Raw genomic sequence first — 15682 nt, 5'->3', positions numbered from 1 at the left:
GTCCTCAGCACGGCTCACCGGGCCGGCACGATCGCGTGCGGGTGGTGAGGTCGATGACCGGCAGCAGAGTCGCAGTCGCGGGGGCGCCGATCTGGCTCGGTGTCGGCCCTGCGGGGGTAGGAACGTCGGCGAGTCGTTCGAGGAGCTTGTCGAGGGCGGTCTGCCCGTCGTCGACGGCGGCGCGTTCATCGTCGGTGAGCGGGATATTGGCCAGCATCTTCTGCAGGTTGTCTTTCGCCTCAAGCAGTTGGCCCTTGCTGGATACCTTCGGGGTGTAGAAGTCGCAGCGTGCGCAGGCCATGCGGTGCTGGCACTGCTCGAAGAAGGTGTAGGTGCACCAGCCGTGGCCGAGGTCGTAGTACTGCCAGGGTTCACCGCTGGCGGCGGCGCCGGAGGTGACCGCGTCGCGGTCGACGAGGACTTCGATGGTGCGTACGTTTCTGGCGAAGTAGCCGGCGTCGTTGTAAGCCCTGGCTAGGGTGTTCGGGGTGAGCTTCGCGTAGTGCGTGGTTGCCTCGGGAGTGCGGTGGCCCAGCCATTCCTGCAGCTCAAAGAGGGTCATGGGCTCCTTGGCGTTGTAGAGCTGGCTGGCGATCGTGGACCGGGCACGGTGGCTGGTGATGTTGCCGCGGACATCGGCGTTGGGGACGCCGGCCTTGCGGCAGAGCATCGGGATGATCGCCGTGTTGATGTAGTGCTTTGCGACCCGGCGGGCGCGGTGGGCGAACAGGAAGTCGGCGTACTCGTTGGTCTTGCGGTCGAGCATCGGCGGCTGAGCGGGTCTGACAGACTGCCATGCTTCGATGGCCTGGCCCAGGAGTGGATCGACGGGTTTGGTGAACGCGGTACCGGTTTTGTGGGTCGGCACGTTCAGCAGGCAGACGGCGTCGCGAGCGAGGACCTCTCCGGAGTCGCCGGGGATGGGCAGGCCGTCGTGCTGCCATCGGATGCAGCCGACCAGGAGGCGGGCGATCTCGTCGCTGCGTTGGCCGGCGAACAGCCAGGTCAGCGTGATTGCCCGGATCAGCTCGGCAGGATAGGTGCGGCCGTCCGCGGTCGGCAGGTCGCCGGGCTCGAGGTTCAGGCCCGCCCAGAGCAGCTTGGCCCAGATGTCATCGGCGATCACCCGCGGGTCCGGGCCCATCAGGGCTCGGACGCTTCGTGGCGTTCTCAGGGCATGGGCGGGGTCGAACCTGCGCGGGATCAGTTCCCATTCGTGCAGGTCACGGAAAAATGCGCGGGGCACTTTGAGATAGCCGGACTTCGTCTGCGGCGTGAGCGGTTTGCCCAGGCGGTTCTGCGACTGCATGCCGCGGGTCCACTGGGAGAAGTCTCCGACGCTCATGCGGTCCACGGCTGCGACCCAGGACGCGCACGTCTGTCGGGTCCACTGGCGGGGCTCGGTGATCTCGGGGTGCTCGGCGGCCAGCCAGCGACCGATCTTGGCGAGCACGCTGCGGTAGCCGCTGCGGATCTTCGGAGTCAGCGTAGATGTCGCGTACCAATGCTCGACCGAAGCCGCCCAGGCAGCCGGGACGCCCTCCATCGCGGCCGGTCCGGCCTCCTGCCGTGACGGCGGCGGGTCCGCGTGGCCGAGTGCCGCGACCGCCCGCTGGATGCCGTAGAAATCCTTGCCCCACTGTCCGCTCATCGCCGGATGGACGCGCAGTGCGGCCAGGGCCTCGGTAGACAGGTCCTCCAGTAGCGGACTGCGGTTCAGCAGCAGCGTCTGGCAGATCACCGCGGCCAGCTTGTCGGCGTCACGGCGATAGCCCCAGTCGGCCAGAACCGTGCAGATCCGCCGGACGGCATCGTCGACGGGATCGTCCCCGAACACCCGGGTGGCCAGGGTCGGCCGCTGGAAGCGGCCGAGCCGATCGAAGGCGGTGAACTCGCCGAGCAAGTAGGCAAGAGCGATCACGAACGGCCGGGAGTTGGGGCCGATCTGTCCGCCCCAGGAGCGTCGGAAGTCGGTGCCGCTGGTGTCCACCAGTTCCACCCAGTCGTCTGCCGACCAGCCCCAGAAGGCCCGGCGAAGCTCGCCGCAGCGGATCAGCACGAGCCCGGCCGCGTCCCGCGCGAACCGCCGCTGGTGATGGTCGTCCGGCGGCCAGTGCAGGCCGGCGAGAGCGTCCGCCAACGGCCGCACCAACCGCGCGATCGGCCGCAGAGGCATCGCGTCGAGGACGAGGCCGTCACGCCGGAGCTGATCGATGCTGAGTGTCAGGAGCACGTCCGACTCGGCCTCGGTGAGCAGGCCGCGACGGTCATAGTGTGCAAGGTCGACGGACCATGCCCAGGTCGGACGGCTTGTCGGCCCAGCCGTTCTCGGTTGGGCGGTCACTCGGCGACCACCTTCGAGGGATGGGCGCCTCGGGTCAGCATGTCCACGCGCCAGGAATGGATCTGCTGCATGCCCCGGTTCAGTTTCTCCGCCAGGTCGCGGCCCGAGAGATGGATGTAGGTCAGCGTTGATTCGGTGCTGCGATGACCGGCGAAGGAGGCGATGGCGTGCAGTTCCCAGCCCATTCTGGCCAGGTCGGTCAAGCACAGATGCCGTGTGGTGTGGGTCGAGAACCGCGGCAGGTCGGCGGCGAGCGCGACGCGCCGGATCACCTTCGACCACGTCCACAGGGTCAGCGGCTGGCCGTAGTTGCGGCGTGACTCGGACAAGAACAGCGGCCCGCGGGCCCGGCTGATTGTGGCCCGATGCGTGAGGTAGTCGGATAGCAGGACGCCGGTCGCCGCCGAGTAGGGGACGACCCGTTCGCGCCGGGTCTTCGTCGTCTCGGCCCGAATCCGGAGGGTCCGGTGAGCTGGGTCAAGGTCGTCGGTCCGCAGCGAGCACAGTTCCTCGCGCCGCAGGGCCGCGTCATAGGCGAGAGCGAGCATGACCCGGTTGCGTACGGGCTCTTCACGCGCGACGGCCAGCAGGTCGAGCCACTGCTGTTCGCCCGGAATCCAAGGCAGCTTCGTAAGCCGGGGCACCAGCCCGCGCTGGTGGCCGCCGAAGTTCCTGCTGGGCGTGTAGCGACCGCGGCCGACCGGGTTCGATTCCCGCAGGCCTTCCTCGATGAGGTAGTCGTAGAACAGCCGAACCGGCACCAGCCGCTGCTGCAGCGTCGCATTCGCCAGACCGGCCCCGGAGTCCAGAGCGACGACGTTGCCTCCTCGTCGGCTCGGCCGCGAGCTCAGCTCCTTCACGAAGGCCGCCACGTGCAGACGCTTCGCGGCGACCGGGTCGATTCCGTCCCGCTCGCAGACCAGCAGGTACTCGGCGAGTCCCCGCGCGTACGCGTCGATCGTCCGGGGAGCCCGTCCGAGATCTGTCCACACTCGCAGCCACTCGGCCGCCCGCTCATGCCGGCTCAGAACCGGCCACTTCTCCTCCAGGACCACTGCGCTGCCCAACGGGTCTCCTCAGAACGTGGGGACGCCGCAGGATACGAGCTGCATCCTGCGGCGCGTGATTCCACGTAACTAATAGGAACACGGTTTACGGCTACTTCGCCAAATGGGCAGACGAGGGCGTGTTCGCTCAGCTCAACGGCCTGCTCAGGCAACTCCTGCGGGAGAAGGAAGGCCGGGACGCCGAGCCATCGGCCTGTGTGATCGACGCCCAGAGCGTCAAGACCTCCACCAGCGTCCACGCCTCCAGCCAGGGCATCGACGCGGGGAAGAAGATCGTCGGCAGAAAGCGGAGCATTGTCACCGACACGCTCGGCCTCTTGCTCGCGGTGCTGGTTACCGCGGCGAGCGTGCAGGACTCTATCGCCGGCACCCGGCTCCTGGACCAGGTCGCCGCCGACCACCCCGGGATCCACAAAGTGTGGGTCGACGGCGGCTACCGCCAGCACCTCGTCGAGCACGCGGCTGCCCTTGGCATCGATATGGAGATCACCGCCCGCATCCCCGGGACCAGGGGCTTCACCCCGATTCCCAAGCGGTGGGCGGTTGAGCGGACCTACGGCTGGCTCATGCTCCACCGGCGCCTGGCCCGCGACTACGAAGCCCTTCCCGCCCGCTCCGAAGCCGTGATCCACATCGCCATGACCGACCTTATGGCCCGCCGCCTCACCGGCGAGAGCACCATCTCCTGGCGCGAACCGAAGAAGGCCGCCAAACACACCATTCCGGGATGAAACATCGGACGAAAACGGCCCCTAAGCCGGGATCGCTGTCCGTGACTCCCCTCGTGGGAGTTACGGAGGGGCGACTCCGAGCGGAGTCGCCCCTCCGTTTACGGATCTGGTCGAAACCTCAGTCGGTACACACCCATACCTCGCCGGAGAGGGATGAACTGTCGGAACTGCTGCCACCGTTACGGATGTTCCAGACGTTGTTCCAGTTCTCATCGTAAAAGCGGGCGTAGACAGACATGTTGTTGTCGTAGGAGTAGACGCGGTTCCTGAGTCCGTAATCTGCGAGATACCAGCACGTGCCACGGCTGCCAGTTTCGAACTGCATGCCCCTGAAGCCGGTGCTGCTGTACAGGCACAGTTTACCGGCATCGCACGGCTCGGCGGCAGATGCTGCGGGAGCGAGCGCGACGCCGACCGCTGTCAACGCCAGCGTAGCGATAGCGGTTGCTGTCTTTCGCCACATGATGATCACTTCTTCCACTCGGGAGGTATCCGTCACGTCGCTTTCCATATCCGCGACTTGACGAGTATTTGGGTGTTGATGTACTCACGTGTTGATCAGAAGTTCTTCTTGTTGAGGATGTAACGGGCATGCGGAGCGCCGAAGTAACCGCGCACGATGTTGCGGCTAGCGCTGGCGTCTGCGGAAGCTCACCGCGAGAGCGGCCTTACGGATCCACGTCATGCTGAGCCCCTTCGTTGAGGTGGGGTGCGCCCCACCTGGCATGGAAACTTATGTTTGTTCGAATGTGGAATCCCCGTTTCCCTCGGCCTGGTTCTTCGGCCGGGAGGAGAAGACCTCAGCAGTCTGCCCTGGTGCGGCGGGAAGGTCGTGAGCACTGGGTCCACAACTTCCTTAGCACTGAGTCCACTTGGATGCGTGGGCTTGGAGGCTTGGTGGCGGTGGTCCTTGGGTGTGGTGCCGTAGGCGTTGCGATGGGCACGGCTGAAGTCGGCGGCGCGGGGAAACCCCCATCGTGCGGCGATGGCGTGGATGGGCGTGGTGCGCAGGGCAGGGTCTGCGAGGTCTCGGCGGGCGGCCTCTAAACGTTGGTGGCGTATCTGGGCGGCGACGGTGGCGCCTTCGGCCTGGAAGATTTGGTGAAGGTAACTGGTGGAGATGTGGTGTGCGACGGCGATGCCGGCTGGAGTCAGTTGCGGGTCGTGCAGGTGTTGGCGGATGAATGCCTGGATGCGCAGGGCAAGGGCCCGCCGGTGAGTCTCGGGCGGCAGGGATCCGTCCGCGCTGAGGATGTGGGCGAAGAGTGCGGCCACCAGATCGGTCAGGACTGTTCCCAGGCGGGGTCCATCGCAGGGCTGGTAGGCACTGGTGTCTTTGGATAACTCGGTGAGGAAGTGCGCGAGCAGGCCGCCGATCCCTTCTCGTCCTTCCACCCGGCATCCGATCAGCCTGCTTGCACCGCCGCGGGGCAGCGGTAGGAGCGCCTTGGGGATCTCAAGACCCACTGTTGTGATCACCTCGCCGCTGGCGTGGATCTCCCACGGCCGGGAAGAGTCGTTCCAGTACAGATCGTGCGGACTGTAGTGGACTTCTCGGTTCTTGCCCCAGGTGACAGAACCGCTCCCGCGCAGCAGCAGCGAGAGGTGGTACACCTCCGGATCAGACTGGCGGATCAGCTTGGGCGTCCGCCGAAAGACAAGCGGCTGGAACGTAGCCGGCCACACGGACACGGCGCCGAGGTCCAGCACACGCTGCGTGGCCCGGTAGTCATCGGCATGGTCGCTGCTGAGGCGCATGGGCGCGCGGGTCCGGCCCATGCGCTCCTGCCAGTAGTCGAACCGGCTCTCAGCATCCACATCGACACTTCGGAACATCATTTCGTTCAACATCAATACATTCCCGCCCTCTTGAGTCCCTACCGCGCGTACATCGCATTCTCTAGCGCGCGGTGCTGCCGGGAGGAGGGGGCGCTCCTGCGCAGGCGCCGGATCCGGCCACTCGTCCCGCTGATCCCCAGCCCGGGCTCAGCGGGACGACGGCGTGAAGGTCGCGTCGGCGACTCCGCACCACGGCACCGTCGCCACCGGCCAGACCTGGCCCAGGGTCTCGGCGTGCTCCGCCGCTCGTGCGCCTTTCCCCTTTCGGTTCGCGCCCTGGTCTCCCTTCTCGATTCCGTGGGCGGATACAGGAGCGCGGTCACGCGTGGTGTGACTGGTGCAAGGACGACTTCCCCGCGTCCGCTGTGGTGTGGACCGCGTGAAGCCCCTCGCCGTCGGCGGGACGGACACAGACGGCAATGTTCAAGTGCTGTGCCGGGGCTGCCACAAGCTCAAGACGAGTACCGAATTCGGGGCCGCTGTTGCCCCGCACTGACGCCGCCTCGCACGGACCCTGACGAGGTCCCTACGAGCGCGGAAGGGACGCAGTGCAGGCGCGCACACTGTACGAGCATGACCGGCTTTCCCCTCTGCCCAGTTGCCGAGCTCGACTCATGGGCAACGCTCACGGCTGTTGGACACCGAGTCAACTGCCGTAGACCCAGGGTGAGAAGGCTTCTCCTGGGCTTCTGCGGAGGTGCATGTGTGCGATGCATGTCACCGGGGCACAGGGTTCGCATGCGCTACTGTGCAACGCGTTGCAGTGGACGGGGAGCGAGGGGGAAGCGTGATGCATGAGGTACAGGGTCGGACCGGTCTTGGGCACCGAAGTTGGCATGGAATGGCGCAAGTCGGGGCGAAGGTGGCCGCCGTCGGCCTCGTTGCGGTCGTAACGCTTTCGCTGAGCGGGTGCGGGGTTGGCGACTCGGGCGGTGCGCCGGACGGCAAGAAGCCGGCCGCCGAAAAGCCGGCCGCCGCGGACCCCAAGGGCAAGGGTCTGGAGATGAAGGGCGCGAACGGCGCGGTGCTCACCATCGACTCCGTGCAGCGGTACGAGGGCGGTGTGGTGACCGTCCGCGGCGAGATGCGCAACGACGGCAAGGTGGCACTGAACACCGGCCAGTGGACCGGCGGCAACGATCTGTCGCTGAAAAACGGCTACTCCTCGTCGGGTGCCACCCTGGCGGACCTCAAGGGCAAGAAGCGTTACTATCCGCTGCGGGACACCCAGGGCAACTGCCTGTGCAACCAGTTCCACACGGTCTTCCAGCCCGGCGACACGGCCCCGGTCTTCGTCCAGTTCCCGGCGCCGCCGGAGGGCACCACGGAGGTCGACTTCGCCATGCCGACCTTCGGCACCGCCCCCGTCAAGATCACGGTCGCCCAGTGAGGCCGGCGACGACGGCACGCACCGCTGCCGCCCGACTCGCGGCCTGCGCACTCACCGCCGTATGCCTGACGACTTTCCTCAGTCTGCACGACGCCCCTGTGGCCCGCGCCGACCCCTCGCCCAGCGCCTCACCCAAGCCGCCGCCCGTCCCGGTCGATCCGCACGCCAAGGTCCTGGAACTGAAGAAGGGTGCGGAGCTGGCCCCTCCGGTGGTGGTCGACATCCTCTCGGTCTCCGGAGACCTGTCCGGCGACTCGGGGCGCGAGGAATCGAACGAAGACATCAAGCTGACCCTCCAGTCCGAGGTCCTCTTCGCCAAGGACAGCGCGGAGCTGAGCGGCCATGCCGACGCCCGGATCGCCGAGGTCGCCGAGGAGATCAGGGAGAACGGCCCGCAGAAGGTCACGGTCCACGGCTTCACCGACAACCTGGGGACGTACGCCCACGGCAAGACCCTCTCCACGGAGCGTGCCGAGGCCGTACACAAGGCGCTCGCCGCGAAGTTGGGTGCATCCGGGATCGCCTACGAGGTGGTCGGCAAGAGCGAGGACGACCCCATAGCGGACAACTCCACCGAGGAGGGCCGGAAGAAGAACCGACGGGTGGAGATCTCGTTCGGGCGGGGGACGGAGGACTAGGGATTGTGTGATGTCGTGGTCAGTTGTGGGGTATCGCCTTCTTCGTGGGGCGGAACCCGGTAGGACATTGGTCGTGACACGTAGGCAACTCACCCATGCCCAGTGGAAGTTCATCGAGCCGTACCTGCCGATTGGTAGGTACGGCCCGTACCCCGAGCGGTTGCGGGAGCAGTTCGAAGGGGTGATCTGGCGGTTCCGGTCCAGTGGGCAGTGGCGGGAGATGCCTACCGAGTTCGGCCCCTGGGCCACCGTCTACGGACGTTTCCGGGTATGGCGGAACGCTGGCGTTTTCTCCGCCCTGCTGGAAAGCCTGATCGCTGAGGCCGCCCGCGCGGAGCAAACAGATTTGTCGCTGGTCAGCGTAGATTCCACAACGGTCCGCGCTCACCACGACGCTGCCGGGATGCGAGTCAGCAAGCACCTCATGGACGCTCTGGAAGAAGCCGCGCAGGAGCAGGAGGCAGCGCGTCAAAAGGGGGCGGACCGGAGGAACAGAACGGACAGGTCGAGCGTCGGCGCATCCGGCGCAGACACAAGCTCCGCCTGAATGAGGCCCTGCTCGGCAGGTCACGGGGCGGGCTTACCAGCAAGATTCATCTCGCCTCGGACCGCAGGTGCCGTCCGCTCGCGCTGGTCCTGACCGCCGGGCAGGCCGGGGACAGCCCGCACTTCATCCCCATGCTCAAGAGAGTGCGAGTCCGCCTGCCTGTCGGCCGTCCACGAACCCGGCCCGGCGCGGTCGCCGCGGACAAGGCCTACTCGTCTCGCAGCAACCGCTCCTACCTGCGCAGACGCGGTATCAAGGCAGTCATCCCGGAAAAAAGGGACCAGGCCACCAACCGGAAGAAGAAGGGCGTCCGAGGCGGCCGGCCTGTCAGCCACGACGCTGACCTCTACAAGGACCGGAACACTGTCGAACGCCTGATCAACAAGCTGAAAGCCTGGCGTGGGATCGCCACCCGATACGACAAGTCGCCCGAGAGCTACCTCGCCGGCGTCCACCTCCGCGCCGCAATGATCTGGATCGACGACCTGCTGAGGACCGCCGACTGATCACGACATCACACGGGCCCTAGGACGTCGCCTTCGACCAGCTGGCCCGGCTCGGCGCGGACGCCGAGGTGCTGGCCCCGGCTTGCCTGCGCGCCCGCTTCCGTGAGCGCGCCGCAGCCCTGGCCGCCCTCTACCAGGCCGACCCTCAGGAGGCGGAACGCCTCGAACGACAACCGGCCGGCTTCCGGGTCCCATACAAGGAGTTCGCCGTCGAGGACCAGGCCGTGAGGGAGCTGCGCGGCAGCTGCGACCAGGTCCGGCCAGCGGTCCTGAACCAGGGACCCGCGGCGGGTCTGCACCAGCACCCGCTCACTCACCGGGGCCAGCCGCGGTGAAGACGAGCGCCCGATGCCCGTCCAGCTTTTGTTCGTAGGCCACCCCGGCACGCAGCGCGGCCGGGCCGGACACCGACTCTGCGGCCTGTGCCAGCATCGGCTCCACCGGCGGCCTGAGCACCATCCCCGGAGCCTCCCTCGCAGTCGCCCCCTTCCAGGGTCACCCTCCCCCGAGAGACGGTCCCGGCGGGAGGCCGTCGCGTCATCCATCCGAGGGGTGCAACGGATCGTCTGGGCCGGGCTGGGGCCTGGGTGCGGCACGGTGGCGGCATGCGCCGCTGGTCTCTGCCCCTGCTCCTCGCCGCGTTGCTCGCGGCCTCCGGATGCGTCACCGTCCACCCCGGCCCGGCCGCGAAGGCCTCCCCGGCCACCGCGGCGACCGACCACAAACACCACGCCCGGCCCGGACAGCGCGTCACAGAGCCGGCGCTGCCCCTCTCTCCCCTGCCTGGCGCCCAACCCTCCGCCGAGCCCCGCACCGAGCCTGCCCGGCACACCCCCGCAACCACCCCGAGCCGCCGGACTGCAGCCATCCCCCGCCGAACCCATCCCAGGCCCACCCGGCCGCACCAGGCCACCGCCCCGCACCGGGCCGCCCCACCCAAGCGCGCCGCGAAGGCCAGGACCACGGGCACAGCGAAGGCGAAGCCCGCCGCCCGTACACCCGCCCCGCGCGCCGCCCGGCCCGCCCCCGGTGTGCGGGCCGGGGACATGGCAGCACTGTGCCGCTCCGCACACGGCGTCACCAGCCCGACCATCGCCGCGCTGTGCCACCAGACTGTCCCGTCTCACCGAAGGTTGACCGATCTCACTGAAGTCGGACCGACCCCTCCTTTGTCTCACCGAAGGTTGACCGACCCGCTCGGAGCACGCTGAGTCCCGTGACGTCGTCGCCCTCCGCCAGGGCCTGGGTCAGCAAAGCCCTCTCCGTTGCCCGGTTGGCTGCCGGCATGCCAAGGATCAGGGCAGCTGCTTGCTCGATGAGCATGCCCGCGTCCTCCAGCAGCGTCAGCGCGCTTCCGATCTCCCGTAGATGCGCCCCCGCATCCCTGGCTGGACCGACTGCCCACATCGCTTCTGAGTGCATTGCCATCACAAACTGGCGGACCCGCTCCATGGCAAGCTGCGGGTCCGCTGTACGAGCTGATTCAGAGTGCAATCCACGTGACGACTAACGCCCCGGAGCTGCAGGCGGCATGGACTGGCGCGGTCAAGCTTCGGTGAGATCGGTCAACCTTCGGTGAGACAGGACAACCTCTCCGCCACGGCTCTGGCCGCCCTGGACCGCACCGGCACCACCCAGCTCCGGCGGTTCGCCACCCCGAGAGCGCGACGGTGTACCTCTTCCTCGCCACGGCGCCCCGGCTCGCGCTGACGGTCGAGTACCGCTGGCGGACACGGGAACGGCCCGGTCCGGCACCCGTGCGGTGCCGGACCGGGCCGTCCGGTCGTACGTCGGTCCGTCGTCAGCGCTTGGGGCAGGCGGCCTGGGTGACCTTGCCGGCCTTGGCCGTCGATGTGCCGGGGTCCAGGGTCAGGCACTTGCCGGTCCACTGGTTGATGAAGTAGTAGCCGTGCGTCTGGCCGTTGCTGTCGGTGTTGGTCGGCATGACGTTCCACAGCTGGCTGCCGGAGAACCACTTGGTCTCGCAGGGCCACCAGAAGAGCTGCGTGCCCTCGCCGGGCGGGGTCCCGTTGTTGTACGGAACGGTGAGGCAGGAGCCGTTGCCCGCCTTGAGCCAGTAGTGGCCCTTGCCGTCGTAGTTCGGCTTCGTGGCCGTCCACTGGTGGCTGCTGGGCGCCGGGTTCACGCAGGTCCGCTGCGTGACCAGGCCGCCGGAGCCGTCGGGGAATTCGTCACCGCGCACCATGCAGCGGTTGGTGCCGTAGGTGCTGACGTACTGCTTGGCGCCGTTGACGGTCCACACCGCCGGGTCGGGCTCGAAGACGTAGTTGTCGCGGTTGAGCCCATCGACCACCGACACGGGCGTGTGGCCCGAGTTGTCGGAGAGCTGGTAGAAATCCACCGCGACGAAGTTCGGGTTGCGGCCGCCCGCGGCGGGCCGGCACGACTTCTCGATCCGGCTCTTGAGCGTGGCGCCGTTGTCGATCTTGGCGTAGGCCTTCGGGTCGAGGTTGTCCGAGCTGAACTGGTTCATGGTGAACAGCGGGGTGAGGCCGGTCGTCCCCGGCATCGGGTTCGTGTGCAGCGGATTGCCGTTCCGCGACTCGCAGCCGGACGGCTGCCCCACGCCGTAGCTGTACCGGTTCTCCACGGTGTGCGACCAGGTGTTCATCAGGGTGCCGGAGCCGGCGGCCACGTCGCCCCAGCTGTCCTGGAAGATCACCAGGCGCTGGTTGGCGGAGACCATGTCCTTCAGCCGCGGCCAATTGTTGCTGAAGATGCCCCAGTCGTTCTGGTCGAAGAGCATCTTGCCGGCGCCCTTGGCGTCCAGCAGGTCGGTGATGCTCTTGCTGAGCGTCTCGCGGCTCGCGTAGTTCTCCAGGAAGATCGTCACCACCTCCTGCGGGTTCTTCTGCAGGAAGTTCACGACGTTCAGCAGCGCTGAGTTGAACTGCTCGTAGCACAGGGACGTGCCGCCGTGGCACAGCTGGACGGGGCCGGTGCCCTTGGGGTCGTAGGTGTCGAGCATCAGTCCGCGCACCCCGCCCTCGAGCTGCTCCTTGATGCTCTGCGACTGGTTCGGCGGAACCGGCCAGTGCATGTCGGTGTTGGCGTAGGCGTTGTGCGCGGTCACGAACGACCACTGGTGATAGCGCGCGTTCCCGTACTTGCTGCTCGCCGCCACCGCCCCCGTGGGAGCCGTCAGCGCCGAGGCCAAGACGAGGAGCGCGAGCACAGGAAGGGCAAGCAGGCGCAGCAGGCGAGCACGGCGGTCGGCGCCCGGACGGGGCGCGGTACCACTGGTTCTCATTGTGAAATTCCCCTGGTAGAAGCGGCCGCCGGCGACCGCGGGCACGGTACGGCGGCGACCGGGTGTACGGAAGGTCCCCCGCGCCCGGCGCGCAGCCGCACGCGGGAGCGCCGGCGGAGCGGCGACGGACCGGCCTCGGGCGGGGGCTGGTCGGGCTCCCTCCCGGGTCGCTCCAGCCAACCGCGGCCAGCCGATCCGGACCAGGCAGTTCCACCGGCAGAAGTACGGTCCGGCATACTTTTGCCGGACGAAAGGACCGGCGGACCGGCCGGTCCGCGCAGCACCGGGGGACAAGCGGCATGGGGACGGACACACCGGCCACCGGCAGGTTCGGTGAGCACCTGCTCCGCCTGCGCACGGGCGCCGACCAGAGCCAGGAGGAGCTGGCGCACGCCGCGGGGGTGAGCGTGCGGGCCCTGTCGGACATGGAGCGCGGCCGGTCCCGGGGGCCGCAGCGGCGCACCGTGACGGCCCTGGCCGCGGCGCTGGGACTGGATGCGGCCGGCACCGAGGAACTGGAACGGGCCGCCAGCCGGGGACGGCCCCGCGCGCGCCGGGCCGGGAGTGAGCCGGCGGCCAGGTCGTACGCGGGCGCCGGCCCGGCGGGAGAGGCCGGGGGAAGCCGGCTGTCGGGCGGTCCGAAGGCGCCGGCGAGGCGGGCTCCACCGCCCCGGGCCCCGCCTTCCGCCACACCCTCGCACTCCCCCGCGACCTGCGCGACTTCACCGCCCGCGGGCCCGCCCTGGCGCGGCTGGCGGCCCTGGCCGAGCAGTGGGACCCCGGCCGTCCGCCGGTGGCGGTGGTCTGCGGCCAGCCCGGCCTGGGCAAGACCGCCTTCGCCGTGCACGCCGCCCACGCCCTGGCACCCCACTTCCCCGACGGGCAGTTCCACCTCGACCTGCGAGGCATGGACCTGCAGCCCACCCCGCCCCGTGACGCGCTCGCCCGCCTGCTACGCGCCCTCGGCGCCACCGACGTACCCGCCGGCACCGACGACCGCAGCGGTCTCCTGCGCTCCCTCCTGCGCGACCGGCGCGTCCTGCTCGTGTTGGACAACGCCGCGGACGAGGACCAGGTACGGCCCCTGCTGCCCGGGGAGGGCGCCTCCCTCACCCTCGTCACCAGCCGCCACGCCCTCGCCGGCCTGGAAGCCGTCCACCGCACCGAACTCGGCCTGCTCCGCCGCGAAGAAGCCGTCGAACTCCTCACCCGCATCATCGGCCTGCACCGCGTCACACAAGAAGCCCAGGCCGCCCGCGACCTCGCCGACCTCTGCGGCCACCTCCCCCTCGCCGTCCGCATCGCCGGACAACGCCTCGCCTCCCGCCCCACCGAACACATCGCCAAACTCGCCACCCAACTCGCCGAACAAGGCAGTCGCCTCGACACCCTGAAGGCCGGTTCACTCGAGATCCGGGCCGCCTTCGCCCTCTCCTACCGGCAACTGAGCCCGCAGGCACAGACCGTCTTCCGACGCTCCTGCCTGGCCCACGGCCCCGACTTCAGCCCCCAAACCGCCGCCCTACTGGCCGACCTGCCCACCCGCAAGGCCGCCGGGTACGCCGAGGACCTGGTCGATGCCGGCCTCCTCCAGTCCCACCCCACCGCTGACCGTTACCGCTACCACGATCTCCTGCGCCTGTTCGCCGCCGCGCAGTCGGCCGAGGAGGACGGGCCCGAGGAGATCACCGCCGCCGAGGACCGGGCCGCCCGCTGGACGCTGCGCCGGGCCACCGCCGCCGCCCTGCACTTCGAGGCCGAGTACGGTCGGCCGCCGACCAGGGTGACGCGGAAGGCGACCCCGACCCGGCCACCGCGCCGGTCGGCAGCGACCGTGCCAGGGCCTGGCTGGTGGAGGAACGGGCCCAGTGGCTCGGTGCCCTGCGCCACGCCCAGTCGGCCGGCCGGCACCGCCAGGTCGTCGACGCGGCGCAGGCGATGCACTGGTTCTCCGACGCCACCATGGACTGGGAGGTGTGGGCCGAGGTGTTCCGGCGGGCCGCCGACTCCGCCCGGGCGCTGGGCAGCACCCGTGAGGTGGCCGTGCAGCTGAACTACCTCGCCTGGGCCCGCAACATGTGCGTCTTCGACTACGTCGGAGCGCTGGCCGCCGCGGACACCGCTCTGGAAGCGGCCCGGCAGGCGGGCGACGAGCTCCAGGTGGGCTGGGCTCTGGGGTACGGCGCGGGGGCGCTCCAACGGCTCGGTCGGATCACGGAGGCCGTCGCGCGGCTGAGGTCGTCGGTCGCCCGGTTCGCCGGGCTGTCCTGCGGCGCGAGCAGGCTGGCCGAACTGACCGCCCTCAACGCGCTGGGCCAGGTTCTGCGCATGGACGGCCGGCCCGAGGAAGCACTGGCCATCCACCGCCGCAGCGAAACGCTCTGCCGGGCGGGCATCCCGGGGCGACCGACCGCAGTGAGCAATGCCTACCTGTCCCTGGTCAGCCAGAGCGTCGGCAACGACCTGGCTGCGCTCGGCCGGTGGAGCGAGGCGGAAGCCCCTCTGCGTGAGGTGCTGACCCTTCGTGCGGGGAACCCGGAGTCTTTTTGGAGCGAGACCGCCCGGCTAGAGCTGGGCGTCGTCCTGCGTCACCTGGGCCGTCACGAAGAGGCCCGGGAAACCCTGACGGCCGCCCACGAATCCCTGGTCCGGCTGAACCACCCCCGGCAGCTCGAAGCCGCCGCCGAGCTCAGCACCCTGGAAGCCGCCGCCAGCACCGCTTAGACCGTGTCCTATGTGGTGAGGCGGACGAGTCGTTTGTAGCAGCAGAGGGCAGCGGCGAGTCCGAGAAATGCCAGGTAGTTGCGGGGGTGGCGCTCGTAGCGGTGGTCCGGTCAGCCAGGACATGGTTCGCTCGACCACCCACCTGCGCCGTCCGAGGCGTTCTGATGCCTCAATGCCTCTGCGGGCGATGCGGACGCCGATGCGTTTTCCGCGTAACCATTTCCGCAGTTCAGGGATGTCGTAGGCCTTGTCGGCATGCAGGCGTTGGGGCTTGAAGTGGCGGCCGCGGCGGGGGTCGTGTCTCGTTTGGTGACCGAGGACCATGGGCTTCAGGGCTTGACTGTCGTGGGTGTTGGCTGCGGTGACACCGACAACGAGGGGCAGTCCGTTCGCGTCCGACAGGACGTGCATCTTGGAGCCCGGCTTGCCCCGGTCCACGGGGCTCGGACCTGTGAGTTCGCCCCTTTTTAGCCCTCACGTGGGCCGAGTCGAGGACCGCGCGGGACAGGTCGAGGAGGCCAGCGTCGTCGAGGCGGTACAGGATCTCCTCGTGCAAACGGCCCCATGCTCAACCACCTGCGCAGTCAAAAGCGGAAGAGGCCCGGGGTGGTGCTGACGCGATGAG

12 protein-coding genes and 5 pseudogenes are annotated in these 15682 nt (G+C 68.7%); 9 read left to right on the top strand and 8 right to left on the bottom strand.

Annotated features, from left to right (window positions below; genetic code table 11):
* Window positions 1-4: 4 nt before the first annotated feature.
* Together OG625_RS38785 and OG625_RS38780 are read right to left on the bottom strand one after the other, a co-directional pair.
* Complete coding sequence (locus OG625_RS38785; protein ID WP_329390306.1) at window positions 5-2233, bottom strand: tyrosine-type recombinase/integrase; 2229 nt, start codon at window positions 2231-2233, stop codon at window positions 5-7.
* Between the two features lie 107 nt (window positions 2234-2340).
* Entirely contained in the window at window positions 2341-3399 is a 1059-nt protein-coding gene (locus tag OG625_RS38780) for a tyrosine-type recombinase/integrase (RefSeq protein WP_329390304.1), read from the bottom strand.
* A gap of 89 nt (window positions 3400-3488) precedes the next feature.
* Between OG625_RS38780 and OG625_RS38775 the strand changes: the two are divergent.
* Window positions 3489-4142: pseudogene (locus OG625_RS38775) on the top strand (IS5 family transposase); the annotation flags it as partial.
* 118 nt (window positions 4143-4260) lie between these two features.
* Here the strand turns inward: OG625_RS38775 and OG625_RS38770 are convergent.
* Both OG625_RS38770 and OG625_RS38765 read right to left on the bottom strand, forming a co-directional pair.
* On the bottom strand, window positions 4261-4641 hold the full coding sequence (locus OG625_RS38770; protein ID WP_329390302.1) for a peptidase inhibitor family I36 protein: 381 nt from the start codon (window positions 4639-4641) through the stop codon (window positions 4261-4263).
* A gap of 392 nt (window positions 4642-5033) precedes the next feature.
* Window positions 5034-5993, bottom strand: a pseudogene (locus OG625_RS38765) (helix-turn-helix domain-containing protein); the annotation flags it as partial.
* Between the two features lie 325 nt (window positions 5994-6318).
* Here OG625_RS38765 and OG625_RS38760 point away from each other — a divergent pair.
* From OG625_RS38760 to OG625_RS41550, 5 genes and pseudogenes are all read left to right on the top strand, one after another.
* Complete coding sequence (locus OG625_RS38760) at window positions 6319-6477, top strand: HNH endonuclease (protein WP_443067848.1); 159 nt, start codon at window positions 6319-6321, stop codon at window positions 6475-6477.
* A gap of 345 nt (window positions 6478-6822) precedes the next feature.
* Complete coding sequence (locus OG625_RS38755) at window positions 6823-7371, top strand: hypothetical protein (RefSeq protein ID WP_329390299.1); 549 nt, start codon at window positions 6823-6825, stop codon at window positions 7369-7371.
* Complete coding sequence (locus OG625_RS38750) at window positions 7368-8009, top strand: OmpA family protein (protein ID WP_329390297.1); 642 nt, start codon at window positions 7368-7370, stop codon at window positions 8007-8009. Before OG625_RS38755 ends, OG625_RS38750 begins: the two co-directional genes overlap by 4 nt.
* Before the next feature lie 73 nt (window positions 8010-8082).
* Window positions 8083-9062: pseudogene (locus OG625_RS38745) on the top strand (IS5 family transposase).
* A 68-nt stretch (window positions 9063-9130) separates the two neighbouring features.
* Complete coding sequence (locus OG625_RS41550; RefSeq protein WP_443067847.1) at window positions 9131-9397, top strand: hypothetical protein; 267 nt, start codon at window positions 9131-9133, stop codon at window positions 9395-9397.
* On the opposite strand, the gene OG625_RS38735 is transcribed toward OG625_RS41550, so the two are convergent.
* The 3 genes from OG625_RS38735 to OG625_RS38725 all read right to left on the bottom strand — a co-directional run bounded on the left by OG625_RS38735 (window position 9372) and on the right by OG625_RS38725 (window position 12333).
* Window positions 9372-9521, bottom strand: coding sequence for a hypothetical protein (locus OG625_RS38735; RefSeq protein ID WP_329390293.1), 150 nt, complete (start codon window positions 9519-9521; stop codon window positions 9372-9374). The genes OG625_RS41550 and OG625_RS38735 overlap by 26 nt on opposite strands.
* A gap of 684 nt (window positions 9522-10205) precedes the next feature.
* Complete coding sequence (locus tag OG625_RS38730) at window positions 10206-10385, bottom strand: hypothetical protein (protein WP_329390291.1); 180 nt, start codon at window positions 10383-10385, stop codon at window positions 10206-10208.
* Window positions 10386-10863: 478 nt separating this feature from the next.
* Window positions 10864-12333, bottom strand: a complete 1470-nt coding sequence (locus OG625_RS38725) for a phosphatidylinositol-specific phospholipase C domain-containing protein (RefSeq protein WP_329390289.1) — start codon at window positions 12331-12333, stop codon at window positions 10864-10866.
* A 299-nt stretch (window positions 12334-12632) separates the two neighbouring features.
* Here OG625_RS38725 and OG625_RS38720 point away from each other — a divergent pair.
* The 3 genes and pseudogenes from OG625_RS38720 to OG625_RS38710 all read left to right on the top strand — a co-directional run.
* Window positions 12633-12791, top strand: a pseudogene (locus OG625_RS38720) (helix-turn-helix transcriptional regulator); the annotation flags it as partial.
* 335 nt (window positions 12792-13126) lie between these two features.
* Window positions 13127-14386: an NB-ARC domain-containing protein gene (locus OG625_RS38715; RefSeq protein WP_329390287.1), complete on the top strand. Its 1260-nt coding sequence runs from the start codon at window positions 13127-13129 to the stop codon at window positions 14384-14386.
* On the top strand, window positions 14272-15057 hold the full coding sequence (locus OG625_RS38710; RefSeq protein WP_329390285.1) for a tetratricopeptide repeat protein: 786 nt from the start codon (window positions 14272-14274) through the stop codon (window positions 15055-15057). Before OG625_RS38715 ends, OG625_RS38710 begins: the two co-directional genes overlap by 115 nt.
* A gap of 8 nt (window positions 15058-15065) precedes the next feature.
* Here OG625_RS38710 and OG625_RS38705 read toward each other — a convergent pair.
* Window positions 15066-15622 (bottom strand): annotated as a pseudogene (locus tag OG625_RS38705) (IS5 family transposase); the annotation flags it as partial.
* Between the last annotated feature and the right edge of the window lie 60 nt (window positions 15623-15682).

The sequence above is a fragment of the Streptomyces sp. NBC_01351 genome, from assembly GCF_036237315.1.
GTDB lineage: Bacteria > Actinomycetota > Actinomycetes > Streptomycetales > Streptomycetaceae > Streptomyces.
Note: the sequence above shows the minus strand (reverse complement) of the source record. Positions and strands in the feature narration are given on the sequence as shown.

Bases quoted from the DNA above. Each gene is read 5' to 3' on its own strand.
- OG625_RS38755 (WP_329390299.1), top strand. From the start codon at position 6,823: ATGGCGCAAGTCGGGGCGAAGGTGGCCGCCGTCGGCCTCGTTGCGGTC.
- OG625_RS38710 (WP_329390285.1), top strand. From the start codon at position 14,272: ATGCACTGGTTCTCCGACGCCACCATGGACTGGGAGGTGTGGGCCGAG.
- OG625_RS38725 (WP_329390289.1), bottom strand. From the start codon at position 12,333: ATGAGAACCAGTGGTACCGCGCCCCGTCCGGGCGCCGACCGCCGTGCT.
- OG625_RS38735 (WP_329390293.1), bottom strand. From the start codon at position 9,521: ATGGTGCTCAGGCCGCCGGTGGAGCCGATGCTGGCACAGGCCGCAGAG.
- OG625_RS38730 (WP_329390291.1), bottom strand. From the start codon at position 10,385: ATGCTCATCGAGCAAGCAGCTGCCCTGATCCTTGGCATGCCGGCAGCC.